The 23832-nt window shown below is 58.9% G+C and carries 25 protein-coding genes; 11 read left to right on the top strand and 14 right to left on the bottom strand.

The features are described 5' to 3' along the window. Positions 1–22 precede the first annotated feature (22 nt). On the bottom strand, positions 23–1216 hold the full coding sequence (gene ydeE / locus C3F35_RS00745) for an efflux MFS transporter YdeE (RefSeq protein ID WP_103792417.1): 1194 nt from the start codon (positions 1214–1216) through the stop codon (positions 23–25). A 193-nt stretch (positions 1217–1409) separates the two neighbouring features. Between ydeE and eamA the strand changes: the two genes are divergently transcribed. Further along, positions 1410–2309, top strand: coding sequence for an O-acetylserine/cysteine exporter (gene eamA / locus C3F35_RS00740; RefSeq protein ID WP_059307981.1), 900 nt, complete (start codon positions 1410–1412; stop codon positions 2307–2309). 32 nt (positions 2310–2341) lie between these two features. Here eamA and marB read toward each other — a convergent pair whose 3' ends face one another. The 3 genes from marB to marR all read right to left on the bottom strand — a co-directional run bounded on the left by marB (position 2342) and on the right by marR (position 3533). After that, complete coding sequence (gene marB / locus C3F35_RS00735) at positions 2342–2557, bottom strand: multiple antibiotic resistance protein MarB (RefSeq protein ID WP_103792416.1); 216 nt, start codon at positions 2555–2557, stop codon at positions 2342–2344. Positions 2558–2696: 139 nt separating this feature from the next. Further along, positions 2697–3080 carry an MDR efflux pump AcrAB transcriptional activator MarA gene (marA, locus tag C3F35_RS00730; protein WP_072250842.1) on the bottom strand — a complete coding sequence of 128 codons (384 nt, stop codon included), beginning with the start codon at positions 3078–3080 and terminating at the stop codon, positions 2697–2699. Positions 3081–3098: 18 nt separating this feature from the next. After that, positions 3099–3533 (bottom strand): multiple antibiotic resistance transcriptional regulator MarR, encoded by a 435-nt coding sequence (marR, locus tag C3F35_RS00725; protein WP_032618045.1) that lies wholly within the window; start codon positions 3531–3533, stop codon positions 3099–3101. Between the two features lie 257 nt (positions 3534–3790). Here marR and C3F35_RS00720 point away from each other — a divergent pair, with 257 nt between their 5' ends. Continuing rightward, a complete protein-coding gene (locus C3F35_RS00720; protein WP_103792415.1) occupies positions 3791–4456 on the top strand; it encodes a MarC family NAAT transporter in 666 nt (221 codons plus the stop codon). A gap of 39 nt (positions 4457–4495) precedes the next feature. Here C3F35_RS00720 and C3F35_RS00715 read toward each other — a convergent pair whose 3' ends face one another. Next, complete coding sequence (locus C3F35_RS00715) at positions 4496–5692, bottom strand: sugar transporter (RefSeq protein WP_103792414.1); 1197 nt, start codon at positions 5690–5692, stop codon at positions 4496–4498. A gap of 177 nt (positions 5693–5869) precedes the next feature. On the opposite strand from C3F35_RS00715, the gene C3F35_RS00710 reads away from it, so the two are divergent. Then, complete coding sequence (locus tag C3F35_RS00710) at positions 5870–6658, top strand: PhzF family phenazine biosynthesis protein (RefSeq protein ID WP_103792413.1); 789 nt, start codon at positions 5870–5872, stop codon at positions 6656–6658. A 17-nt stretch (positions 6659–6675) separates the two neighbouring features. Next, positions 6676–7473 (top strand): PhzF family phenazine biosynthesis protein, encoded by a 798-nt coding sequence (locus tag C3F35_RS00705; RefSeq protein ID WP_103792412.1) that lies wholly within the window; start codon positions 6676–6678, stop codon positions 7471–7473. Here C3F35_RS00705 and C3F35_RS00700 read toward each other — a convergent pair. The 7 genes from C3F35_RS00700 to C3F35_RS00670 form a co-directional block, all read right to left on the bottom strand. After that, entirely contained in the window at positions 7470–8006 is a 537-nt protein-coding gene (locus C3F35_RS00700; protein WP_103792411.1) for a DUF924 family protein, read from the bottom strand. The genes C3F35_RS00705 and C3F35_RS00700 overlap by 4 nt on opposite strands. Positions 8007–8122: 116 nt before the next feature. Then, complete coding sequence (locus C3F35_RS00695; RefSeq protein WP_059307975.1) at positions 8123–8800, bottom strand: SDR family NAD(P)-dependent oxidoreductase; 678 nt, start codon at positions 8798–8800, stop codon at positions 8123–8125. A 1-nt stretch (position 8801) separates the two neighbouring features. Further along, complete coding sequence (locus tag C3F35_RS00690; RefSeq protein ID WP_103792410.1) at positions 8802–9272, bottom strand: YhcH/YjgK/YiaL family protein; 471 nt, start codon at positions 9270–9272, stop codon at positions 8802–8804. Further along, complete coding sequence (locus C3F35_RS00685) at positions 9269–10438, bottom strand: sialidase family protein (RefSeq protein ID WP_103792409.1); 1170 nt, start codon at positions 10436–10438, stop codon at positions 9269–9271. The genes C3F35_RS00690 and C3F35_RS00685 overlap by 4 nt, the downstream gene beginning before the upstream one ends. A gap of 1 nt (position 10439) precedes the next feature. Then, a complete protein-coding gene (locus tag C3F35_RS00680; RefSeq protein WP_032618054.1) occupies positions 10440–11852 on the bottom strand; it encodes a sodium:solute symporter family protein in 1413 nt (470 codons plus the stop codon). Positions 11853–11930: 78 nt separating this feature from the next. After that, the gene (locus tag C3F35_RS00675; protein WP_103792408.1) at positions 11931–12815 is read right to left on the bottom strand and encodes a dihydrodipicolinate synthase family protein; all 885 of its coding nucleotides are present in this window, start codon (positions 12813–12815) and stop codon (positions 11931–11933) included. Between the two features lie 17 nt (positions 12816–12832). Beyond that, positions 12833–13978: an iron-containing alcohol dehydrogenase gene (locus C3F35_RS00670; RefSeq protein ID WP_103792407.1), complete on the bottom strand. Its 1146-nt coding sequence runs from the start codon at positions 13976–13978 to the stop codon at positions 12833–12835. A 172-nt stretch (positions 13979–14150) separates the two neighbouring features. Between C3F35_RS00670 and dtnK the strand changes: the two genes are divergently transcribed. From dtnK to C3F35_RS00655, 3 genes are read left to right on the top strand one after another with little or no spacing between them, the layout of a single operon-like run. After that, a complete protein-coding gene (gene dtnK / locus C3F35_RS00665; protein ID WP_103792406.1) occupies positions 14151–15371 on the top strand; it encodes a D-threonate kinase in 1221 nt (406 codons plus the stop codon). After that, positions 15364–16350, top strand: a complete 987-nt coding sequence (locus C3F35_RS00660; RefSeq protein ID WP_103792405.1) for a D-threonate 4-phosphate dehydrogenase — start codon at positions 15364–15366, stop codon at positions 16348–16350. Before dtnK ends, C3F35_RS00660 begins: the two co-directional genes overlap by 8 nt. Before the next feature lies 1 nt (position 16351). Further along, positions 16352–17113 (top strand): DeoR/GlpR family DNA-binding transcription regulator, encoded by a 762-nt coding sequence (locus tag C3F35_RS00655; protein ID WP_032618061.1) that lies wholly within the window; start codon positions 16352–16354, stop codon positions 17111–17113. A gap of 3 nt (positions 17114–17116) precedes the next feature. Here the strand turns inward: C3F35_RS00655 and C3F35_RS00650 are convergent, their stop codons facing one another. Beyond that, positions 17117–18061: an L-lactate dehydrogenase gene (locus tag C3F35_RS00650; RefSeq protein WP_059307968.1), complete on the bottom strand. Its 945-nt coding sequence runs from the start codon at positions 18059–18061 to the stop codon at positions 17117–17119. A gap of 150 nt (positions 18062–18211) precedes the next feature. Between C3F35_RS00650 and C3F35_RS00645 the strand changes: the two genes are divergently transcribed. Next, on the top strand, positions 18212–18694 hold the full coding sequence (locus tag C3F35_RS00645; protein WP_077227535.1) for a GNAT family N-acetyltransferase: 483 nt from the start codon (positions 18212–18214) through the stop codon (positions 18692–18694). Here the strand turns inward: C3F35_RS00645 and ptrR are convergent. Continuing rightward, entirely contained in the window at positions 18648–19526 is an 879-nt protein-coding gene (gene ptrR, locus C3F35_RS00640; protein WP_077227536.1) for a putrescine utilization regulator PtrR, read from the bottom strand. The genes C3F35_RS00645 and ptrR overlap by 47 nt on opposite strands. 99 nt (positions 19527–19625) lie before the next feature. Between ptrR and sad the strand changes: the two genes are divergently transcribed. The 3 genes from sad to glsB all read left to right on the top strand — a co-directional run bounded on the left by sad (position 19626) and on the right by glsB (position 23741). Continuing rightward, a complete protein-coding gene (gene sad, locus C3F35_RS00635; RefSeq protein ID WP_103792404.1) occupies positions 19626–21008 on the top strand; it encodes a succinate-semialdehyde dehydrogenase in 1383 nt (460 codons plus the stop codon). Positions 21009–21173: 165 nt separating this feature from the next. Then, positions 21174–22751 (top strand): methyl-accepting chemotaxis protein, encoded by a 1578-nt coding sequence (locus tag C3F35_RS00630; protein ID WP_103792464.1) that lies wholly within the window; start codon positions 21174–21176, stop codon positions 22749–22751. Positions 22752–22814: 63 nt separating this feature from the next. Continuing rightward, positions 22815–23741, top strand: coding sequence for a glutaminase B (glsB, locus tag C3F35_RS00625; RefSeq protein WP_032618066.1), 927 nt, complete (start codon positions 22815–22817; stop codon positions 23739–23741). Positions 23742–23832 lie beyond the last annotated feature (91 nt).

Below are 23832 nucleotides of genomic sequence, written 5' to 3'. Positions count from 1 at the left end.
TTAGCGCTGCCGGGCACTGCTTTCAGGCGACACGAGGTAATTCAATCCACGCCTTCACCCGCATGCCACGCAAAATCATCATCCACGCCAGCACAATGGAGACCATCATAATCACAAACAGTGACCAGTGCGGGAGATGGGTCAGGATCAGCCCTGTGATCATCGGGTTAAACGCCGCACCCAGCCAGCCGAGCGCCTGGGCGGAGAAGTAGCTGGCTTTCATTCCCGGCGGGGCGATGTTATCGATCAGCATATACTCGCCTGGCGCATAGATAATCTCACCGATGGTAAAGACCGCCGCGGCAAGCCCCCAGTAGATCAGATTCTCCCCGGAGACCATGAACCCGGCCAGGCCGAGGACGAAAAACAGGGTGCCCAGCGTCATGAGCGGACGGATGTTACGCGCCGACAGCTTGCGGCCAATGATGTACTGCAATGAAACCACCATAGCGGCATTGACCGGCAGCACCACGGCCACCACGTTCTGGGCAAAATCGCTGTCATAATCTGCCGCCAGCACATACTGAGAAATGCAGCTGGCGAACGAGCCGCCCACGTAGGAGGCCAGCAGCCCGGAAAGGGTATACCAGAACAGCGCCCGGTCGCGCAGCAGCACCGACGGCTGCCAGGGCACAGGCACATGTTCGCTATCGGCCGCCACGCCTTTCTGCACATAGCGTTGGATCAGTACCAGCGGCAGCGCGGCGCAGAAGGCCGCCACCCAGAACGGCAGCTGCAGGCTGTACATTACCAGCAGGGTGCTCAACGGCGGCCCGATGGTCCAGCCAATGTTGAGGAAACTGTAGTTTAGCGAGAAGACCCGGGCTTTTTCGGCCGGGTTCAGCACATCGGCGAACCAGGCTTTCAGCACCGTAGAGAAGATCGAATAGGCGCAGTTGATTAACGAGAAGGCCAGTACGACCAGCACAACGTTATCCACCAGCGGGATCGCCAGGAAGCCCAGCGCAACCGCCGTAATGGCGATCAGCATGTAGCGGTTTTTATCGAATTTATCCGCCAGAATGCCAAAACCCAGGCTGAAAACCACCCCGATAGTCAGCGCTACCGTCAGGGCATAACCGATATTCTCGACGCTCATGTTGTAGACGCGAGTGAGATAAATAGTCATAAACGGCAACGTGGCGCCGCGCCCAATGGTGAGTAACAACGACGACGCCAGCAGCGCTGCGGTTGAGCGCCTGAGTGATGGTTTCATTTTCCTGCCCGACAATTGCATGTAAAGTTTTTGTTATGTCTTATCAGGATTATCACGGCATAAGAGGCTTGTATACCTCCAAATTTATCCCTAAGTGCTTCGCCTGACTGCCAGAATTAATGATCTGTTCCTCGACGTTTTTTTTCGTTACCTTGAAGAGTGTTTACAAAAATTTAATAAACAGGGGCAGGGTATGACACGCAAAGACGGGCTGCTGGCATTGCTGGTGGTGGTGGTTTGGGGGCTGAATTTTGTGGTGATCAAAGTCGGGTTGCACAACATGCCTCCGCTGATGCTGGCCGGTTTACGCTTTCTGCTGGTGGCTTTCCCGGCGCTGTTCTTTGTTGCCCGGCCGAAAATCCCGTTCCGCCTGCTACTGGGCTATGGCCTGACCATCAGCTTCGGTCAGTTTGCCTTCCTGTTTTGCGCCATTAACTTCGGCATGCCCGCCGGTCTGGCCTCGCTGGTGCTGCAGGCTCAGGCGTTCTTCACCATCATTCTTGGGGCGCTGGTGTTTGGCGAGCGTTTGCAAGGCAAACAGCTGGTGGGGATCGCCCTTGCCGTAGTGGGCGTGTTGGTGCTGGCGGAAGCCAGCCTCAACGGTCAGCACGTGGCGCTGTTGGGCTTTTTACTGACCCTGGCGGCGGCGTTCTGCTGGGCCAGCGGCAATATCTTCAACAAAAAGATCATGCAGCTTGAGACTCGTCCGGCAGTGATGTCGCTGGTGGTGTGGAGCGCCCTGATCCCGATTGTGCCCTTTATGGTGGCGTCGTATCTGCTGGATGGCCCCACGGTAATGTTGCACAGCCTGGTCACCCTCGACCTGACCACCATTTTGTCGCTGATCTATCTGGCCTTTGTCGCCACCATCGTCGGATATGGCATCTGGGGTGCGCTGCTTGGACGCTACGAAACCTGGCGGGTGGCACCGCTGTCGCTGTTAGTACCCGTGGTGGGGATCGCCAGTGCGGCGCTCTTGCTGGATGAAAAACTGGGGGCATTACAACTGGTGGGTGCGCTGCTGGTGATGGCCGGGCTGTATATCAATGTCTTCGGCTTGCGCTTGCGTCGGGCGACGCGGGTCAGAGGCTAAAAAAAAGCCCCGCACGGGCGGGGCAAAACGTATCAGGCGCCCTGATTGTAATAAGGGACGCCTAACTCGTCGGATTTGTCGCTGCCTGCGCCCATATGGTTAAAGTCATGGGACGACTGGCCGTTAGCCGTTGGCAGGATCATCGTGTCGCGGTTGTTCTGCTGCGGAACACGTGGAGTTTGCTCCGCAAAACTCTGGCCGGAGACCAGCACCAGGGCGGTGAGGGCGGCGGAAGCGAATAGTTTCATAATTTCCTCGATACGTCTTAAAGCCTGTCCCACCAGGGTGTTTTATTTGCCATTTTGTACATGGGCAGTGCACTCCGGTTGTTGCGCGCTGTCCATGTTCAAATTGTTGCCAGGTGGGCCAGGCTCTTAATACAGGCGATTAGCAGTTACAGTGATTGATCGGAAGCAGATACCGGGATTCCCCGCGCATATTGGTGATGCGATATTTATGCGGTGGAACATCAAAGTAGTTCTTGAACGTGCGGGTCAGGGTCTGCTGCGATTCAAACCCGTAACGCTCAGCCAGATACAGGATCGGCTCGTTACTTTCTTTCAGTTTCTGCGCGATTTCCGTTAATTTGCGGCTGCGGATGTACTGGCCTAATGAGTGGCCGGTCTCTTTTTTGAACATCCGTTGCAGGTGCCATTTTGAGTAACCTGAACGCTCAGACACTTTCTCAAGCGAGAGCGGTGACTCCAGGTTATCTTCGATCCAGCCCAAAATGCTATGAATAGTGATGGCGTCAGTATTGCGTCTGGACATCGTCATACCTCTTTCTGTTTACGGCAGGATTTTCTTAAGCAAGTGCTCAAGAGTTGCCACTTCATCCGCCGTTAAGTTTTTTGTTAGTTCCTGGTGCAGTTTTTGTCCTACTAATTGATGACATTGTTCACACATTTCCGCGCCGTCGCTGGTGAGTTGCACCAGTACGCCGCGTTTGTCATTCGGGTTTGGGCGGCGTTCAATCCACCCCTTGCAGACCAGTCGATCCATCATTCGCGTCAGCGCGCCAAGGTCGACAGATAAGATTTTCTTCAGCTCAACCGGCGTAATACACACTTCGCAGCGCACAGAACAGAGCACTTTAAACTGGGTTGCGGTGATATCCAGCGGTGACAGATAGTCATTGAGCAGGCGGTCTTTCTTCTGGTTAACCATATAGATAAGCCGACCCAGCGGAATGATTTCGTTGAAGAGGTCACTGGTGCTTTTCACAATGGTTGCCCTGGCAAGTAGTTTAATCACGGCAGATATTATTGCTCAGGCAACTATAAGTCAACTGAATGCATTTGCTTATGACACGATTTGCTAAAACGATTCATATCAAAGTTTCACCCAGGTTCTGTTGCGTCGTATAACGGGCATGAATTGATTTCGGTGCGTAAATATTACTTACGCGGTGAGCATGGAGGTTAGGGTGGTTTTAACCCTATACTTGCCGGGTCACATTTTGCTAAGGACGAATCCATAACATGGTTGATTTACTTCGAGCAATTGGGCTTGGGCTGGTGGTGTTGCTGCCGCTGGCAAACCCGTTAACCACCGTTGCGCTTTTCCTGGGCCTTGCGGGCGACATGAATCGCGAACAGCGTAATCAACAGTCGCTTATGGCCTCCGTTTATGTCTTCGCGATCATGATGGTGGCCTATTACGCCGGACAGCTGGTGATGAACACCTTCGGGATTTCCATTCCTGGTCTGCGTATCGCCGGGGGACTGATCGTGGCGTTTATCGGTTTCAGAATGCTGTTCCCGGCACCGAAATCGCCAGATGCTGCTGATATGCAGGATGCACTGGACGATAAACACAACAAACCGGCCCCGAACATCGCCTTCGTGCCGCTGGCGATGCCCAGTACCGCTGGGCCGGGTACGATTGCGATGATCATCAGCTCCGCCTCGACGGTGCGCAGTGGCACTGACTTCCCGGACTGGGTGGTGATGATTGCGCCGCCGCTGATTTTCGCCCTCATCGGCGTGATCCTGTGGGGCTGTCTGCGTAGCTCGGGCGCGATTATGCGCTGGGTGGGCACGGACGGTATCGAAGCGATCTCCCGTCTGATGGGCTTCCTGCTGGTCTGCATGGGCGTGCAGTTTATTATCAACGGCGTGCTGGAAATTATTCAAAACTACCACTGATTCCCGGGCCGGGTGGCGCTCTGCCACCCGGTCACCGCGTTAGCCGTGCTGCGGCTGCTCTTCCAGGGCGACGGGCCACTTCCTGAAGATCAATACTGACCAGATCAACGCCGCCAGCGCCGGGATGGCTCCCAGATAGCCGATCGACGCCATCGACAGATGCAGGATCACCTGATTGCCCACCAGCGCACCTGCGCCAATCCCCAGATTGAAAATCCCGGAGAAGAGGGCCATCGCCACGTCCGTGGCATCCGGTGCCAGCGCCAGCACTTTCACCTGCATCCCAAGGCCGATAATCATGATCGCCACACCCCAGACGATACTCAGTAGCGCGAGATGGGTTTCGCTACCGGCGGCGGGCAACAGCAGGAGCAGGCATCCCAGCAGCAGGCCAATGGCACTGCTCACCAGCAGCGAGGCGTGACGGTTGCCGAGTTTGCCAAACAGCAGGCTGCCGATAATGCCCGCGCCGCCCAGCAGCAACAGCAATACCGTGGCAAAGCTCGCGCTGAATCCGGCTACGGTCTGCACAAACGGCTCGATGTAGCTGTAAGCGGTGTAGTGGGCAGTGACCACCACAACCGTCAGCAGGTAAAGGCTCATCAGCGCCGGACGGCGCATCAGCAGCGGCAGGCTTTTCAGCGAACCAGAGTGTTCACTCGGCAGTTTCGGTAACAGCTTGATCAGGCACAGCAGGGTGAACAGCGCCCCAAGGCCAATAATGAAAAAGGTGGTACGCCAGCCGAAAAGCTGCCCGACGATACGGCCCAGCGGCAGCCCGAGCACCATCGCCAGCGCTGTACCGGTGGCCAGCAGACTCAACGCCTGGGCGCGCTTGCCGGCAGGGGCCAGGCGGATCGCCAGCGAGGCCGTAATTGACCAGAAAATGGCGTGCGCAAAGGCAATGCCGATCCGGCTAATCACCAGCACCGTAAAGTTCCATGCCAAAAACGACAGGACATGGCTGGCGATAAAGAGCACGAACAGCCCGATCAACAGTTTGCGTCGCTCCACCTGGCTGGTGAGCAACATAAACGGCAAGGAGAGCGACGCCACCACCCAGGCATAGATGGTGAGCATGATCCCCACCTGCGCGGTTTCCATGCCGAAGCTGCTGGCGATATCTGAGAGCAGGCCAACGGGGACAAATTCAGTGGTATTGAAGATAAACGCGGCAATCGCGAGCGTAACCACCCGTAGCCACGCGACCCTGCGGGAAACTGTGTTGGTTGTCATTGAGATGTCCGGGAGGGATTGAGGTAAATAAAGAGCGGACGATCATAAATCCATCGCTGGCGGAATTACAAACGTTTTGTGACGCAGATCTCAATATGGCCGATGGATTAATACTGGTGAAATGCCTGTTTTTCCATGAATATAGAACGCAACATTATGTTAACAGTGGACAAAAGGATGCAGGAGATTGCGTTTTATCTGGTTGATGCCTTCAGCGACGCCGCGTTTAGCGGTAACCCGGCCGCGGTTTGCCCTTTGCCTGCGTGGCTACCGGACGAAACGCTGCTCAGGATGACTCAGCAACACAACCAGTCGGAAACGGCCTTTTTCGTGCGCGATAAAGCGGGCATTGAACTGCGCTGGTTTACAACCCGGGGTGAGGTCAACCTCTGTGGCCACGCAACGCTTGCGACCGCCTGGGTCCTGTTTAACGAGATGGGATACCCCGATCTCCATATTCATTTTGAGACGGCCTCCGGCAGGCTTACCGTTACCCGTGACGGCGACTGGTTAACCCTCGATTTTCCGGCATGTCCCACCGAGCCGCATACGCCCCCGCCAGAGATGCTGAGGGCGCTGGGGATCCAGACCTATGTCGAGGCTCGCAAGGGGCGTGCCTGGCTGCTGGTGCTGGAAAATCGCCAGCAGGTTGAGGCGGTAAAACCGGATATCAACGCCATGACGCCCGGCGAGCACAAAGTGTCGATTACCGCCCGCGGCGAGGGGGAGTACGATTTCGTCAGCCGCTTTTTCTCCCCCGGCGTAGCGTTATGGGAGGATCCGGTCACCGGCTCGGCGCACACGATGCTTATTCCTTACTGGAGCGAAAAGCTGGCTAAAACCTCGCTCTTCGCCCGGCAGGTCTCGGCGCGTGGCGGGGAGCTACGTTGTGAACTGAAACGTGACCGGGTACGCATGAGCGGCAGGGCATCGCTGTATATGAAAGGTCATCTGTTTTTACGCTAACAATAAGGGTTAACCCAATGAAAGAAATTGCATTTTATCTGGTCGATGCCTTTAGCGACCGCGCGTTTGGTGGGAATCCTGCTGCCGTCTGTCCTCTCGAAGAATGGTTGCCGGATGACGTACTGTTAAAGATGGCGCAGCAGCATAATCAGTCCGAAACGGCGTTTTTCGTGCGCACCGACACCGGGTTCGAACTGCGCTGGTTTACCACCCAGTACGAAATCAACCTGTGCGGGCACGCCACGCTTGCCAGCGCACATGTGATTTTTGAGTATCTGGACTATCCACACACCGAGATTGTCTTCTCAACCCGGTTCGTGGGCGATCTGAAGGTGACCCGCAGCGGCGACTGGCTGACGCTTAACTTCCCGGCATGGGGCTGCGAGGCGGTGGAAAACCCTCCAGCATTGCTGTTCAGCACCCTCGGGATTAACGGTGCGCAGGAGGTGCGGGCAGGGCGCGACTATATGGTGGTGCTGGAAAACCAGCAGCAGGTCGAGGTATTAACCCCCGACATCGACGCGATGATGCCGCTGGGGAAAATGGTCTGCGTGACCGCGCCAGGGGATGAGCATGATTTTGTCAGCCGCTTTTTCTGCCCGGGTGAAGGGGTTGCGGAAGATCCGGTTACCGGTTCGGCGCACAGTATGTTGATCCCCTACTGGAGCGAAAAGCTGGGCAAAACGGCGTTGCAGGCGCGGCAGGTCTCTCCCCGCGGCGGCGAGCTGCGCTGTGAGCTGAAAGGCGACCGGGTATTGATTGGCGGCCAGGCGGCGCTCTATCTGAAGGGGACTGTCTACTTGCGCAGCCATTAAAAGCCTTTGTTGTGCTTCAGCCACTCCACCTCGTCGGGGGTGGAGTTTCTCCCCAGCAGGCTGTTACGGTGCGGGTAGCGGCCAAAGCGTTCGATTATCGCCCGGTGTTTAATTTCCGCATTCAGAAAACCCGGCTCGTTCAGGGCGGTGAACAGGCGCTCTGCCTCCTGATGAATCACCCGCGACTCCGCATGCATCATCGGCAGCAGCGAGACCCCTTTTTCGTTGCTGTTAAGGTCATTCCACATCGGTTGATACACTAACTCCTGGGAGAGGATCAGCGCCATGCCATCCTGCTGCCAGGCGCGTGCGTCGTTGCGGTTCAGGTTGCGCGAGAGTTGATCGAGCAACACGATCTCCGCCAGCCGTCCTTGCGGCCTGTCCCGCCAGTGAAACAGCTCTCCCCGGCAGGCGGCCTGCCACAAGGGATAGAAGCGATGTTTGCACTGGGCATCGAAATCATCATTGCGGGAAAACCAGAGGGGGCGATGCTGGTCGTGAAACCAGAATTCAAGAAGAGGCATGTATTCCATGGCGGGTTCCGGCGTTGGGTTAGGGTGGTTAAACCCTGGCAAGGTAAAGGCAAAACGGCAACCCGAATAGTCGGCCGGGTAAGGCGTGACCACCCCCCGGCAACAGGCCGCACTCGTTACCCCAGCGACGCCCCTCCGCACAGCACCAGCTCCTGCCCGGTGATGGGCGCGGCCTCGGCGCTGAGCAGATAGCTCACCATCGCCGCCACCTCTTCCGGAGCGATGAGCCTCCCCATCGGCGGTACTTTTGGTGGTGAGGTTTCCCGCCCCGGCGCATTCAGCATCGGGGTCTGCGTCGCCCCAGGGGCCACCACATTGGCGGTGATCCCACGCGGCGCCAGTTCGGCGGCCCAGCTTCGCACCATGCCCACCAGCGCGGCTTTAGTGGCGACATACTGCGAACGACCGGCGGCACCCCGTGAAGTACGGCTGCCGATAGCAACCAACCGGCCACCTGCAACCATGTGCGGGGCAAAGTGGTTAAACAGGATCTCGGCCGCATGAATATGCAGCCCCCAAAGACGGCCACTGACCGCCGGATCCAGCTCGCCGAGCGGGGCGGCGGCCATCATTCCGGCGGCATGGACGATGGCCTGCGGCACCGGCAGGGTATTAAGTGCTGCGCTAAACGTGACGCTGTCACTTAAATCGACCCGCAGGCTGGTGAAGCTTGGATGCCCGCAGTCCATTCCGCGTCGGCTTAAGCCCGTCACCTGCCAGCCCTCAGCCAGCAGACGGGTGACGATGGCTTCGCCAATGCCTGAACTGGCACCGGTGACTATCGCATGACGCATATCACACCTCCAGCAGGGCGCGCGGCACCTTAAACACCGCCTTGCGCACGGTCATGGGTGCCTGCACCGCACAGAGCGCCTGATGCGGCTCGCCGGGCAGAAACACCGCGAAATCGCCGCTGCGCAAGGTCATGCTGACCGGATGCACAACCCCTGGCGCGATCCACAGATCCGGCTTGCGCTCTTCATCATCCGTCCGGGCGACAGACTGCATTCCCGCCCGGATTGTCTCCTCGCCGGTCAGTACCACCTGAATATCAGCATACAAGGCGTGATATTCCGTATGACGCTCGGCCTGGGGCTGAGTCTGTGCCGGGCCAATATGGCAGAACCACGGGCAGCCTTGCGGCTGCCAGCGTCCGTCATCCCGGGCGGCCAGCGCCGCCAGAGAGCAGTCCGGGCGATCCAGGATCTCCCGCAGTGCCGGGGGGAGTCCGGCCAGCGGTAGGGCGTTAAGATGGCCGATAATCACTGTTGCGACTCCTTCACCCATTCCGGCGACACGCGCACATATTTGATTGCCTGGCGGAAGTAGGTATAGGCAATATGCAGCGCCCCGTCGGCACCCTGTTTGATGCTCGGATAGGAAAACTCACGGTTGAGTTTCTCCAGCGAGTTGTTGGTCATGCAATAGCCGTCACCCTCATCGAGGTTACGCTGCCAGGCCCAGCTTTTGCCGCCGTCGGCAGAGATCGCCACCGTCATTGGCGCGCGCGGTGCCCCCCAGAACGCAGCGCGACCGTGGGTCACCTCCGGCTCTTTACGCCCGTCGCCATCGTCAATTTCGTCATACAGCGAGGCGCGGCGCTCCAGGGCACCCGCCGCACTCATGTGGTTGAACACCAGCGCCAGCTCGCCGCTGGCAAGGGTCGTGACCTGAATCGACGAGTTATTGTTCGGCAAATCCGTTGGTTCCGGCACTGACCAGCTTTCGCCGTGGTCCAGCGACTGGCTGATATAGATATTATCAGCCCAGCGGCTGCGGAAGAGCGCCACCAGATGGCCGTTCTTCAGCGCGGTGATATTCATGTGCACACAGCCCAGGCTCTCCGGTACCTCGACGTCGCGCCAGCTTTTACCCTGATCCTGCGAGATTTTCACTGCGCTGATGTCGTCGTTGCCCACCCATTTTTCGCCTGGTTGGGTGCGGCAGTAGAAGACCGGCAGCAGCCAGTTGCCGTTCTCCAGCACCACGATGGGCTGGCGAATAAAGGTGCCGGGTTTATCCAGCAGGGTGGTAATTTCGCCCCAGCTTTTACCCAGATCCTGCGACTGACGGCAGCGCACGATGGCGGTATCCTGGTTGCCGGAAAGCTGGGCCGTCCACAGCAGCCACAGCACGTTGTCCGGGGCGAGGAACAGCACCGGGTTCTGCTCCGAGCGGCTGGCGTCGTCCGACAGCTTCACCGCGTCGCTCCACTGGTGACTGCCAGGGGCCAGACGTGACCCCCACACCGAAATATCAGCGATCCCTTCCTGGGTGCCGCCAAACCAGACGCACATCAGGGTGCCATCCGGCAGCGGCAGCAGGTTCGCAGCGTGATTCTGCGGGCAGGAAGAGGGCAACATTGCCGTTTCCACGCGGGCATCCTGCGGCTGCGGGCGAACAATCCCGTCACGGGTTACGGTTACAGACATATCAGACTCCATTATGTTGAACAGGGGCAGGCACTTTGCGATCCGCTTTATTCGGGATCAGACGGTCGAGGACCATAATCACCGCCGGGGTGATCAGCGCAATATACATATTGTTGATACCAAACGGGTCGCCCAGCAGATACCAGAGCGACGTCACGACGCAGGCCCCAATCAGACCGGCGTTCGCCCCGCGGGTGCTCTTAAAGAACGGCGCATAGAAGGCAATCACTGCCACCACGGTAATCGACAGACGAATGGCGCGGGTGAAGAAGGAGAGCTTCAGCACTTCCGGCACCAGCAGGACGAAAATCAGCGGCAGGAAGCCAATCAGCAGCGACATCCAGCGGGTGGCTTTAAACTCCTGCTCCGGGGTGGGGTTGCGGTAAGGCACGTAGAAATCTTTCACTACAAGCGAGGCGATAGCCAGCGCCACGGTACTCACGCTCACAAAAATCGATGCTACAAGTGACGTTGTCACTAAACCGGCCAGCCAGGGGTTCATGTCCTGCAGGAAGATCGGCATAGCGTACAGGCTGTCGATCTCCGGGTGCAGATACTTCGCCGCCACGCCAATCACCGCAATGGCCAGCGCAATTGGCAGGCAGAAGAAGAAGGCTACCCAGGTGGAGCGTTTGGCGGACTTCACATCTTTGGTGGACGAAATCGCCTGAATCACGAACTGGGTACAGAAGATGGAGCCAATGGTGCCAATCAGCCAGGCAAAGATAGTGCTGGCACCGATGTTGCCATCCCAGGTCCAGTAGTAGGCAGGCATCTGCTCAATCATCGGCGTAAAGCCGCCCGTTTTGGAGAGCGCGAAGCCCATGATAATCAGGATCCCGAAGTACTTCAGGGCGCTGTGCAGCAGGGTCACCCAGGCCACGCCTTTCATACCGCCAAAGGCGAAGTAGAAAGTACTGACAATCGCGGTAATAAAGGCGGCCACTGGCAGATTGACCTTCAACACGGTGGAGATGGCCGCCGCGCCTGACACATAGTTACCGACGTTCACCAGCAGCAGGGCGTAAATCATGATGATCGAGATAATGTTTTTGGTGCTGGTGCCGTACTTCTCGGCAATCGCCCCGGAGATGGTGATTTTGCCGGTACTGTAAATGCGTTTCACCAGCAGCAGGCCAAACAGGGGGAAGCCAATGGCCGCGCCAATGACCGACCAGGAGGCGGCAAAGCCATCCTCGAACGCCGCCTGGGCGGTACCAATGGTGGATTTTGCGCCGATGTATTCGGACATCAGCAGGATCCCGACGATAAACGCCGGCATCGCCCGGGAGCCTTCCATGAAGTCGCCGGAGTTTTTACTGCGCAACCGGAAGGTCAGCCAGGTGGTAAACAGGATGTAGACAATCACAATGCCTACGATGATCAGGGTATCTTCAGCGGTAAAATTGTTCATCTTTGCCTCTCATCAGGGCGTAGGAACCCTGGGCACCCAGCGGTACCCGGTATTCTTATGGACGAAATCAAACGCCGGTTACTGCAGTGACTTCGTCACTATCTGGCGGATCTGTTCAGTCTGTTGCGCATCGAAAGCCACCGCGTAGCGGCTTTCACCCACCTCTTCGCCCATCACCTGCAGCGCTTTTTTCACCGCCGCCGGGGAGAAGGCAATTTTATATAAACTGGTGCGCAGGTCAGTGACGCTCTCCTGCGCCTGTCGCGAGCCGTCAACATCGCCCGCGCGGAAACGGGTCCAGATAGCGTTGATTGCCTCCGGGGCCACGTTCGCCAGCCCGGAAATACAGGCGGAGCAGCCCTCGACAAAGCCCTGATGGATCAGGGAGTCCGGGCCGTTTAACACGTCGAACCCGTCAATGCCCTGCGCGGCTTGCAGGAAACCGCTCAGGCTGTCATAGCTGCCTGCGCTGTCTTTAATGCCGATGATGTTCGGATGTGAAGCCAGCACGCGGGCGGTGTGCGGTTCGATGGTGTTGCCGGTACGCGCCGGAATGTTGTAAAGGAAGACCGGCACCGTCAGGGCATCGGCGATAGCGGTGTAGTGGCTAATCAGCTCCGCCTGGGTGAGGGGCACAAACCACGGGGTGATCACCGAGACCGCATCGACCCCCAGCGTCTCGACCTGCTTACCGAGCCGGATGGTGGCGCGGGTAGAGATCTCCCCGATATGCGCTACCACGGGCGCACGGCCTGCGACCTCTTCCACACAGGTGCGGGCGACGGCCACTTTTTCCTCTTCGGTCAGCACAAAGAATTCACCGTTGGTCCCGCCGCAGAAAATACCGTTCCCCGCCGCCAGCTGGCGCTGGATCTGGCGTTTCAGTCCCGGCAGATGCAGGGCACCTTCCTCAGTAAAAGGGGTGACGATCGCCGTCAGCACGCCTTCAATCTTGTTACGCATGTCTCACTCCTTCGATGTTAAATTCCGGGGAACAGGGTCTGGTAAATGCCCTGCACCTCGGCGTGGCTGACCTGACGCGGGGCGTTGTTCATCAGGCGTTTTACGTTCAGCGCGGCATCGCTCAACGACGCGATGTCACTGCGCGGAACGCCCAGCGTTTCGAGGTTGTCCGGTAAGTTCAGGCGGCGCACCAGGGCAGCAAACCAGTCCACCAGCGCGTGGGATTTTTCTTCCGCCGACAGGGTGGTATCGGCACCTGGCACCAGATCCCACACCTGCGCAAATTTTTCCACAGCATCCGGGCGCACCACGCGCATGCAGGGCGCTAACAGAATGGCGTTCGCCACCCCGTGCGGCAGGTGGTATTTGCCCCCCAGCGGATAGGACAGGGCATGCACCAGATGCGTCCCCGCGTGGGCAATCGCCACGCCGCCGTAGTACGAGGCCCACAGCATCTCCAGCTTCGCCGCCAGGTTATGCGGCTCGGCGCAGGCGGTTTCGATATTGTTCAGCAGCTTGCGCAGGCCAATCAGCGCCGCGTTATCGCTCACCGGATTCGCCACGGTGGCGGTAAAGCACTCGATCAGGTGGCACAGGGCGTCGATCCCGGTGGAGGAGGCAATATGCGGCGGCATGCTGGTGGTGAGTTCCGGTAACAGCGCCACGTAATCCGGCAGCAGTACCGGGGAGATAATGCCGATTTTGGTATTCTGCTCAGGGATGGCGAGGATCGCATTTGGCGTGGCTTCGGAGCCGGTGCCTGCGCTGGCCGGGATCAGCAGCGAGGCGAGGCGCTCGTTCGGTTTTTCTCCTGCCAGCAGGGCATCCAGCCCCGGAGACGCGGGATGGCACAGCACCGAGAGCAGCTTCGCCACATCCAGTACGCTGCCGCCGCCGACGCCCACCACCAGGTCAAAGGCGGTGTCATTAATTTCTGCGAGCAGGGCATGAACATCATGATGGGTCGGCTCCGGCGGCACGTTGTCAATCACGCTGACGCTGCGGTTGTCGTTTTCCAGCAGGGCGCGGATGGCGCTGGCGGCGTCCAGACGGGCGATATTGCCGTCGGTGACCAGTAGAAGGCGCGTTTTGCCTGCCAGCAGGGGCGCGATGGCCGGGATCGCACCTGCACCGCTGATAATCGTACTGTTAATGGTTAACACTTTGCTCTCCTGTTGCTGTGTCTGTGATTGATTTCGCTCAACTCAGGCAATCACAGTCATCGTGTGTCTAAATTTATAATTTATTCGCAAACTGAATAACTTGATCTTGCTCACATATAATCAATCATGATTGAATATAATCATTAACAGGAAAGACTAACCCGGAGCGGGGATGAAAGAGAACAACCTGAACAGAGAAGTGGTGGTGATCGCCGATGACTTTACCGGGGCTAACGATGCGGGCGTCAGCCTGGCGTTAAGCGGCAAAAAAGTCAGCGTGGCGTTTCAGACCCCCTTCACCGGCGACACCGATGCGCTGGTTATTAATAGCGACAGTCGGGCACTTCGGGCATCAGAGGCCGCTGAAAAGCTGACGCGCTACGCTGCCGAGATTGACGCCGCAACATGGCTGGTGAAGAAAATCGACTCCACCCTGCGGGGGAATCCAGGAGCAGAAGTTGAGGCGCTGCTGCGCATCAGCGGTCAGCGCCAGGCGATTATCGCCCCGGCATTTCCGGCGGCGGGGCGCACCACGCAAAACGGCGTCTGCCTGGTGAAGGGCGTGCCGGTCACTGAAACCGAATTCGCCAGCGATCCGAAAACCCCGGTGCGTCATGCCCACATCGCGGCGGTACTGGCGGAGCAAACCCGCCTTAACAGCCTGGCGGTCAGCCCGGCGCAGCTGGCGGCGGCCCTTCAAAGTGATGCGCAACTGGTGATTGTCGATGCGCAGAGTGACGACGAGTTGGATCAGATTATCAATGCAGCGTTTGCCTGCAACGAACGCCCCCTGCTGGTGGGTTCGGCAGGGCTGTGCGATGCCCTGGCACGGCGACTGGCCAGGCCGCGCCATCTGCTGGCGGTGATCGGTTCGATGAGTGAAATTGCTCAGCAGCAGATCCAGCGGGTCCGCAGCCAACACAACGTCAGCACGGTACTGATTGATATTAATGATGTGTTCAGCGATGCGCGGGCGGGTTATCAGCAGCAGATCGTTACGGCCCTGGCGGCAGGGCAGCACTGCGTGGTGCATACCTGCGCTGATACCCAGGCCCGGCATCAAATTGACACTCTCTGTCAGCAGCGTGGCTTAAGCCGCGCAGCGCTGGGGGAGACCATCAGCGCGTTTCTCGGGGAGTTAACACGGCAGGTGCTGGAGAACACATCCCCGGCGGCACTGTATGTCTCCGGTGGCGACGTGGCAATGGCAGTCGCCAGCGCCCTCAACGCGCAAGGTTTTGCCATTCGCGGACAAGTGGCGCAGTGCGTGCCGTTTGGTCGGTTTTTGGGTTGTCGCTGGCAGGGGCCAGTCATGACCAAAGCAGGCGGTTTTGGTACTGAATCCACGCTGCTTGAGGTTTTGCATTTTATCGAGGAGAAGATGAGTGACTAATATCATTGCTGTAACCATGGGCGACCCGGCGGGCATTGGCCCGGAGATCATTATCAAATCCCTGACCGAAGGCGAGCTGTCTGGCGCGCCTCTGGTCGTGGTCGGCTGTGCCAGAACCCTGCAACGGGTGCTGGAGAAAGGCATCACCGCCCCGGCGGAGTTACGCGTGATTAGCCGCGTCAGCGAGGCCCGGTTCAGCCCGGCCATCATCAACGTGCTGGATGAGCCGCTGGCGGACCCGGAGGCGTTACAGCCTGGCGTGGTGCAGGCCCAGGCCGGGGATCTGGCCTACCGCTGCGTGCGTCGTGCTACCGAGCTGGCAATGGCAGGCGAGGTGAAAGCCATTGCCACCGCTCCGCTCAATAAAGAGGCGCTGCATCTCGCGGGCCATCACTATCCGGGCCATACCGAACTGCTGGCGCACCTCACCGACAGCAAAGATTACGCGATGGTGCTTTATACCGACCAGCTGAAGGTAATTCACATCACCACTCACATCGCGTTGCGCAAATTCCTTGATACCCTCAGCCAGGATCGGGTAAAAACCGTGATTGGCATTGCAGACACCTTCCTTAAGCGCGTGGGATATAAGAACCCGCGTATCGCCGTGGCCGGGGTGAACCCGCACGCCGGGGAGAACGGTCTGTTTGGCGACGAAGAGATCAAGATTGTCGGTCCGGCGGTAGAGGCGATGAAGGCGAAGGGGCTGAATGTATCAGGGCCATGCCCACCGGATACGGTGTTTATGCAGTGCCACGAAGGGATGTACGACATGGTGGTGGCGATGTACCACGATCAGGGTCATATCCCGTTAAAACTCCTGGGTTTTTACGACGGTGTGAACATCACCGCCGGGCTGCCGTTTATCCGTACTTCTGCCGACCATGGCACCGCATTCGACATTGCGTGGACAGGTAAAGCGAAGTCTGAGAGCATGACGGTTTCTATCCAGTTAGCGATGCAAATCACACGGGAATAATATGAAGGGATATAGCCGGTTAGAACAGATAATGGACTACCTGAAAGGGCACAACCTGGTGACGGTGGATCAGCTGGTGGCGGCAACGGATGCCTCGCCCGCGACCATTCGCCGGGATCTGATTAAGCTCGATCAGGAAGGGGTCATCAGCCGCACCCACGGTGGCGTGACCCTGAACCGGTTCATCCCTTCGCAGCCCACCACCAGCGAAAAAATGCAGCGCAGCCTGGCGGAGAAACACGCCATCGCCTGCGCGGCAGCCGCGTTTGTTAAAGCGGGTGACGCCGTGGTGCTCGATGCGGGCACCACCATGATTGAGCTTGCGCGCCAGCTTACCCATCTGCCGCTGCGCGTGATCACCAGCGATCTGCATATTGCCCTGTTTTTGTCAGAGTTTAAGCAGATCGAGGTGACGATCATTGGCGGGCGTATCGACGACTCCAGCCAGTCCTGCATTGGCGAGCATGGTCGCCGCCTGTTGCAGAACGTCTGGCCGGATATCGCCTTTGTCAGCTGTAACGGCTGGGATCTGGAACGCGGCATTACGTCGCCGACCGAAGAGAAAGCCGCCCTGAAGCGGGATTTGATTGCCAACGCCCGACGCCGCGTCCTGCTGGCCGACAGCTCGAAATATGGCGCCTGGTCGCTGTTTAACGTCACCCACCTCAACACCCTGACCGATATCGTGACCGACAAACGTCTGGACGAGGGGGTGCAACAGACCCTGAGCCAGCTTGATGCCACGCTGACCTTAGCGCCATAGGGCTCAGGGCAGGCGAGCGATATTGGCTTTGATCACCTCCGCCGAATGGCGGAATTTTTGCAGTTCGTCATCCGCCAGCTTTAGCTCGATAATCTGCTGGACGCCGCTCTGGGCCAGCACCGCAGGCACGCCGATCGCCACGCCGTCCACCCCGTACTCGCCCTCCAGCACACAGGAGATCGCCAGCGCCCGGTGGCTGCCGGTGAAGATGTTGCGGCAGATTTCAGCGATGGTCGCGGCGATACCGTACTCCGTACAGCCCTTGCGGGCGTAGATCTCAAAGCCCTGCTTACGCACCCGCTCCGCCAGTTCATCAAAATCCAGCGTTTGGCCGGTGTGGCGTTGATAAACGTCGGCAATCGGCGAGCCGTATACCGCCGAATGCGACCAGACCGGGAACTGGGTGTCTCCGTGTTCCCCGAGAATAAAGGCGTCGATGCTTTGCGCGCCGATATCCAGCGCCTGCGCCAGGGTGCGCCGCAGCCGGGTGGTATCCAGCCAGACGCCGGTGCCAATCACCTGATGACGCGGCAGGCCGGAAAGCTGCCACACCTGCCAGGTAATGATGTCGCACGGGTTAGTCGCAATCAGGAAAATGCCGTTAAAGCCGCCCGCCATCATCTGCGGCACAATGCTTTTCACAATGCTGGCAGTGGCGGTCAACTCATCCAGCCGCGTCTGCCCCGGTTTGAGGGCACCGCCGGAGACGGTGATCACCGCGATATCCACATCGGCACAGTCGCTTGCCTCGCGGGTGGAGATGGTCATCATGCCGGGCATATAGGCCGCGGCATCCGACAGATCCCAGGCGTGGCCTTCACTGCGCGGCTGGTTGATATCCACCAGCAGCAGCTCTTCGCAGATATTCTGGTTCAGCAGAGCATAGGCGGCCGAGGTGCCGACGTTTCCGGCCCCGATAATCATCACTTTGCGGGCTTTGGTATTCATTGTATTTCCTGAGATTTTACCGTGACTGCGCTCAAACTTACGCCGCAGGCGAAGGGGGTGCAATGGCTGGCGGCAGCTATAAGTTAAAAATATGCCTGTTCGCCCGCCGCCTGGCGCTATGGTGGAGAAAAACGACAAAAGGAGCCTGCTATGTATTCGATTACCTCAGAATCGCCCGCCCATCCCGATATCATCGCCCTGATTGCTGAACTCGACCGTTATCAGAGCGCGCTCTATCCGGCGGAAAGCAATCACCTGCTGGATCTGACCGGGCTCCCTGAGCACACCCTGATCATGATGGTGATCCGCGATCGCCAGCTTAACGCCGTCGGCTGCGGGGCCGTGGTGCTGAATGCAGACGGCAGCGGGGAGATGAAACGTGTCTATATTGACCCGGCTCATCGCGGGCAGCGGCTCGGCGAAAAACTGCTGGCGGCGCTGGAAGATGAAGCCTTCAGCCGCAGCTGTCATACCCTGCGCCTGGAGACCGGCATCAGCCAGCCAGCGGCGGTGCGGCTATATGAACGCTGCGGCTATCAGACCTGCGCGGCATTTCCTCCCTACGTGGAAGATCCCCTGAGCCTGTTTATGGAGAAACCGCTGGTGGCTGATCTTCGTTTAGCAGCGCTATAAAGGCCTCCAGCTGGCGGGTCATCGCCCCCCGACGCCACACCAACCAGGTGGTGAGCCAGCGCCAGTTTTCGGCCAGCGGCCAGGCTTCCACCTGTTGATGTCCGGGCATACTTTCCAGCATCGAGCGCGGCATCAGCGCAATTCCGGCCCCGGCGATCACGCAGGCCAGCATGCCGTGATAAGACTCCATCTCATGAATGCGCCCCGGCGTGGCGCGGTCCGCATGAAACCAACTCTCGAAGTGGCGGCGATAGGAGCAGTTGGCGCGAAAGGCATAGATATCGCGTCCGCTGACGTCCGTTGCCCGCTCTACCTTCGGATGCCCGGCCGGAACGACCAGCATCATCTCTTCCCGATAAACCGGCATCCCTTCAAGCTCCGGGTGGTTTAACGGCCCGTCAACGAAGGCGGCACTTAAGGTGCCTTCCTGTACGCCGTCGATCATCGTCCCTGAAGGGCCGGTTGCCAGCGCAAACTGGATCCGCGGATAGCGCTGGTTAAAGCGCGCCAGCGAGGCCGGGATGCGTACTGCCGCGGTGCTCTCCAGCGACCCGAGGGTGAACAGCCCCTGGGGTTCATCGCCCGCCACCACCATGCGGGCTTCATCCACCAGGGCGAGGATTTGCCGACTGTAGCGCAAAAAATTGTGCCCTGCGGGGGAGAGGCGCAGCCGCTGGTTCTCGCGGATAAACAGCTCCACGCCGAGGTCGGCCTCCAGCTGTTTGATGCGGGTGGTGAGGTTGGACGGCACGCGATGCACCTTCTGCGCGGCCTGGGTGATGCTGCCGGTCTGGGCGACGGCGTTAAACATTTCCAGCTGGGTCAGATCCATATCGTTCTCGTATCGTGAATAAGGTGGTCACTATTATTCAGTTTTAAGAAATAGCAGAGTGGGCCACACTGAAGCAACTGTTATTACACGGAGCCGATCATGACTACACCTTCAGCTACCCCTGCCTTGTCCATCAACCCGGCTAACGGCGAAACCCTGGCCGTCTGGCCGTGGGCGACCGACAGCGAGATTGAATTTGCCCTCGCACAGACCGACGCCGCGTTTCGCCAGTGGCGCAACGTGCCGGTGGCCGCGCGGGCGCAAAAACTGCGTGCCCTCGGTGCCGCGCTGCGCAATCGTGGCGAAGAGATGGCGCAGATGATCGCCCGGGAGATGGGCAAACCCATCGCCCAGGCGCGCGGGGAGGTGGCGAAATCTGCCGGTCTCTGCGACTGGTATGCCGAACATGGCCCGGCGATGTTGAATACCGAGGCGACGCAGGTAACGGACGCGGTGATTGAGTATCGTCCTCTGGGGCCGGTGCTGGCGGTGATGCCGTGGAACTTCCCGCTGTGGCAGGTGCTGCGTGGGGCGGTACCCATCATCCTGGCAGGCAACAGCTATCTGCTGAAACACGCCCCGAACGTGCTGGGGGCTGCCAACCTGATTGAGGCAATTTTTAACGACGCGCAATTCCCGCAGGGTGTATTTAGCCAACTGAATGCCACCAATGACGGGGTGAGCCAGATGATTGCCGATCCGCGTATTGCGGCGGTGACCGTCACGGGCAGCCTGCGCGCCGGGGCGGCGATTGGCGCACAGGCCGGCGCTGCGCTGAAAAAATGCGTGCTCGAACTGGGCGGTTCCGATCCCTTTATCGTGCTTAACGACGCCGATCTGGATCTGGCGGTGAAAGCGGCGGTAACCGGGCGCTATCAGAACACCGGGCAGGTTTGCGCGGCGGCAAAACGCTTTATCGTCGAAGCGGGAATCGCTGACGAATTCACCCGTCGTTTTGTTGACGCCACCGCAGCGTTGAAAATGGGGGCGCCCGACAATGAGGAAAATTATCTTGGCCCGATGGCGCGTTTCGATCTGCGTGATGAGCTGCATCAGCAGGTGCAGGCCACGCTTGCCGAAGGTGCCACTCTGCTGCTGGGCGGGGAGAAGATCGCCGGGGCAGGGAACTACTATGCCGCCACGGTGCTGGGTAACGTCACCCCGACGATGACGGCGTTTCGTCAGGAGCTGTTTGGCCCGGTTGCCGCCATCACCGTGGCAAGCGATGCCGATCATGCCCTTCAGCTTGCCAACGACAGCGACTTTGGGCTGTCAGCCACCGTCTTTACCGCGAATACCGCGATGGCGGAACGCTTTGCCCGCCAGCTTGAGTGCGGCGGGGTGTTTATCAACGGCTACAGCGCCAGCGATGCCCGCGTGGCCTTTGGCGGGGTGAAAAAGAGCGGCTTTGGCCGGGAGCTGTCCCACTTTGGCCTGCATGAGTTTTGTAATATGCAGACGGTATGGAAAGACCGGGTGTGATGGATTGCCCGCGTGTTTGCCGGGTGACGCTGCGCCTGGCCTGACCCACAGGCTCATGCGCAGCGCCGCCGGGCGTTCCGCCCCGCTGTCATTATTCTGAAATAGTTCTGTCATTTTCACTGCGTAGACTCGCCCACGTCTAAGGCATTGTTAATGAATGACATTATGAACTTAACTAAAATTATTCGCCGCTTCATTCCCCGTCAGTTTGGTTTGCTGGCGGGGATTTTCTGCATCATCGGGCTATTTTCCGCCCTGCAAATTTCCTCTTCTGTTTTACTTTCCGTCTCGCTGCGCGATGCCCAGCACAATGAACAGCGCAATCAGATGGCCTACATGCAGCAGGCGAAGGTCGATCAAGCGCGGATCTCGCTGCTGGCGGCGAGCGATCTGCTTAACCGCGCAGGTGTTTATTTTATGCAGGATAAAGAGACCGGTTCGGACGGAAGCTGGCACAGCCTGATGGATGAGGCGCAGCAGGCGTTGCGTGACTCTCAACAGGCCTGGCAGGCGTGGCAGGCGATGCAGCCGCCGCGGGATGAGGCGCTGCTCAACAGCTATCAACTGTTCTTTGATGCCATCCGCGAACAGGCTGACGGGCTGGTTAACAGCCAGTCGATTGACGCCTTCTTTGCCGTACCCGCCCAGGCTTTTCAGGCAGATTTTAATGACAACTATGCCCGCTACCAGCAGGCAAGCGCCCAGCGTGTCGCCGAAGGGCGTCAATCGCTGACGGCCAGCCTCTCCAGCCTGCAATTCCTGTTCTTACTGGCGCCGGTGGTTCTGCTGGCGATCGCGGTGGCGGTGTGGTTTGCCATGTCTCGCTGGGTGATAGTGCCGCTGCGCCGCCTTATCGCCCATATCAATCTGCTGGCGGCGGGGGATCTCTCCTCGCCGCCGCCGGGCGTTAAGCAGTTTAACCGCGAAATGGCGCAGCTTGGTGACAGTGTTGATACCCTGCAACAGGGCCTGCAGCAACTGGTGACCCAGGTGAGCAAGGCGACCACCTCAATGGTGAGCAATATCGGCTCGCTGGCGCAGGGAAATCAGAAGCTGTATCACCAGTCAGCACGGCAGGCGCAGGAGCTGAAAGAGGTCACCGCGCACATTGCCGACCTTGAAACCCACGTTGAGGGCAACAGCGGCTATGCCAGACTGGCCAGTTCGCGGGCTGATGAGGCGCGGGCGATGGCGGCAGGCGGCGATCGGATGATGGAGACGGTAAACGCCTCGATGGCGGCGATTGTGGAGCGTTCTGCCGAAATGCGCGGCATTGTGGCGATCATTGATAACGTGGCGTTTCAGACCAATATTCTGGCGCTGAACGCCGCCATCGAAGCGGCACATGCCGGGAATCAGGGACGCGGCTTTGCCGTGGTGGCGCGGGAGGTGGGCCTGCTGGCGCGCAAAAGCAGCCACTCGACGCAAACCATCCAGCAGCTGATTAATCACTCGTTGCAGGGCATTGAAGATGGCTCGAAAGCGGTGACCCGGCTGGAGGATAACCTGCAGCAGGTCATCGGCCTGGTGGGCAATCTGTGTAGTTTACTCAATGAGATCTCCGTCGCCACGCTCAGCCAGGGCGATAGCATTCATCGCATGACCGGCCAGCTACAGGCCCTGAACCAGGTGGCGCACCAGACCGATGAACTGGTGAACACGGCATCCGTGGCCTCCCAACGGCTGCATGATGAGTCCGGCCTGCTGCTACAGGCGGTATCACGCTTCCGACTTCCTGCCTGACGTCATCCATAAGCCTCTGATATACTCGCAGGCCGTTTTTGGCCTGTGAGCAAGGAGCAACCGATGGCTACCAACATTAATAATCAGATCCTGGACGCCATTCTGGCGCAAGTCCGTCCTTTACTGGGCCAGGGCAAGGTGGCCGATTACATCCCGGCGCTGGCCTCTGTCAATGGCAATAAGCTCGGGATCGCCATCCGTACCGTCGATGGCCAGCGCTTCCAGGCCGGTGATGCCACCGAGCGTTTTTCCATTCAGTCGATCTCAAAAGTGCTCAGCCTGGTGGCGGCCATGCGTCAGTATGACGAGGATGAGATCTGGCAGCGGGTCGGCAAAGATCCCTCGGGTCAGCCGTTTAACTCTCTGCTACAGCTGGAGATCGAACAGGGCAAACCGCGCAATCCGTTTATCAACGCCGGGGCGCTGGTGGTGTGCGATATGCTACAAAGTCGTCTTAGCGCTCCCCGTCAGAGGATGCTGGAGATTGTGCGCCAGCTCTCCGGGGTGAGTGATATTGCCTATGACGCCGCCGTCGCCCGGTCTGAGTTCGAACACTCGGCGCGTAATGCGGCGATAGCCTGGCTGATGAAGTCGTTCGGCAATTTCCATAACGATGTGCCGACCGTCCTGCAAAACTATTTCCACTACTGCGCGCTGAAGATGAACTGCGTGGAGCTGGCTGACACCTTTCTGTTTCTGGCGGCCCAGGGCTATGCGCCGCATCTCTCTGAGCCTGTCGTCACCTCGATGCAGGCCCGACAGGTGAATGCCCTGATGGCGACCAGCGGTATGTATCAGAACGCCGGCGAGTTTGCCTGGCGGGTGGGACTGCCTGCCAAATCCGGCGTCGGCGGCGGGGTGGTGGCGATTGTGCCGCACGAGATGGCGATTGCGGTCTGGAGCCCGGAGCTCGACGAGACGGGGAACTCCCTGGCGGGCGTCGCGGTGCTGGAGCGCCTGACACAAAAGCTCGGCCGTTCCGTCTATTGACCGGTTCCTGAGCCGGGGGGCTGGCTGGCGAACTGATTAGCCCCCCTTAACGGAGTGGTGATCGCCATACCCCTAATGTGATATAAATTAA

This window comes from Leclercia sp. LSNIH3 (assembly GCF_002935105.1).
GTDB classification, from domain to species: Bacteria; Pseudomonadota; Gammaproteobacteria; order Enterobacterales; family Enterobacteriaceae; genus Enterobacter; species Enterobacter adecarboxylatus.
Note: the sequence above shows the minus strand (reverse complement) of the source record. Positions and strands in the feature narration are given on the sequence as shown.

Bases quoted from the DNA above. Each gene is read 5' to 3' on its own strand.
- C3F35_RS00655 (WP_032618061.1), top strand. From the start codon at position 16,352: ATGAAGGGATATAGCCGGTTAGAACAGATAATGGACTACCTGAAAGGG.
- C3F35_RS00705 (WP_103792412.1), top strand. From the start codon at position 6,676: ATGAAAGAAATTGCATTTTATCTGGTCGATGCCTTTAGCGACCGCGCG.
- ydeE (WP_103792417.1), bottom strand. From the start codon at position 1,216: ATGAAACCATCACTCAGGCGCTCAACCGCAGCGCTGCTGGCGTCGTCG.
- marA (WP_072250842.1), bottom strand. From the start codon at position 3,080: ATGTCCAGACGCAATACTGACGCCATCACTATTCATAGCATTTTGGGC.
- C3F35_RS00710 (WP_103792413.1), top strand. From the start codon at position 5,870: ATGCAGGAGATTGCGTTTTATCTGGTTGATGCCTTCAGCGACGCCGCG.
- C3F35_RS00645 (WP_077227535.1), top strand. From the start codon at position 18,212: ATGTATTCGATTACCTCAGAATCGCCCGCCCATCCCGATATCATCGCC.
- C3F35_RS00720 (WP_103792415.1), top strand. From the start codon at position 3,791: ATGGTTGATTTACTTCGAGCAATTGGGCTTGGGCTGGTGGTGTTGCTG.
- C3F35_RS00715 (WP_103792414.1), bottom strand. From the start codon at position 5,692: ATGACAACCAACACAGTTTCCCGCAGGGTCGCGTGGCTACGGGTGGTT.
- sad (WP_103792404.1), top strand. From the start codon at position 19,626: ATGACTACACCTTCAGCTACCCCTGCCTTGTCCATCAACCCGGCTAAC.
- C3F35_RS00675 (WP_103792408.1), bottom strand. From the start codon at position 12,815: ATGCGTAACAAGATTGAAGGCGTGCTGACGGCGATCGTCACCCCTTTT.
- C3F35_RS00700 (WP_103792411.1), bottom strand. From the start codon at position 8,006: ATGGAATACATGCCTCTTCTTGAATTCTGGTTTCACGACCAGCATCGC.
- dtnK (WP_103792406.1), top strand. From the start codon at position 14,151: ATGAAAGAGAACAACCTGAACAGAGAAGTGGTGGTGATCGCCGATGAC.
- ptrR (WP_077227536.1), bottom strand. From the start codon at position 19,526: ATGGATCTGACCCAGCTGGAAATGTTTAACGCCGTCGCCCAGACCGGC.
- marB (WP_103792416.1), bottom strand. From the start codon at position 2,557: ATGAAACTATTCGCTTCCGCCGCCCTCACCGCCCTGGTGCTGGTCTCC.
- C3F35_RS00695 (WP_059307975.1), bottom strand. From the start codon at position 8,800: ATGCGTCATGCGATAGTCACCGGTGCCAGTTCAGGCATTGGCGAAGCC.
- C3F35_RS00685 (WP_103792409.1), bottom strand. From the start codon at position 10,438: ATGTCTGTAACCGTAACCCGTGACGGGATTGTTCGCCCGCAGCCGCAG.
- eamA (WP_059307981.1), top strand. From the start codon at position 1,410: ATGACACGCAAAGACGGGCTGCTGGCATTGCTGGTGGTGGTGGTTTGG.
- C3F35_RS00680 (WP_032618054.1), bottom strand. From the start codon at position 11,852: ATGAACAATTTTACCGCTGAAGATACCCTGATCATCGTAGGCATTGTG.
- C3F35_RS00630 (WP_103792464.1), top strand. From the start codon at position 21,174: ATGAACTTAACTAAAATTATTCGCCGCTTCATTCCCCGTCAGTTTGGT.
- C3F35_RS00650 (WP_059307968.1), bottom strand. From the start codon at position 18,061: ATGAATACCAAAGCCCGCAAAGTGATGATTATCGGGGCCGGAAACGTC.
- glsB (WP_032618066.1), top strand. From the start codon at position 22,815: ATGGCTACCAACATTAATAATCAGATCCTGGACGCCATTCTGGCGCAA.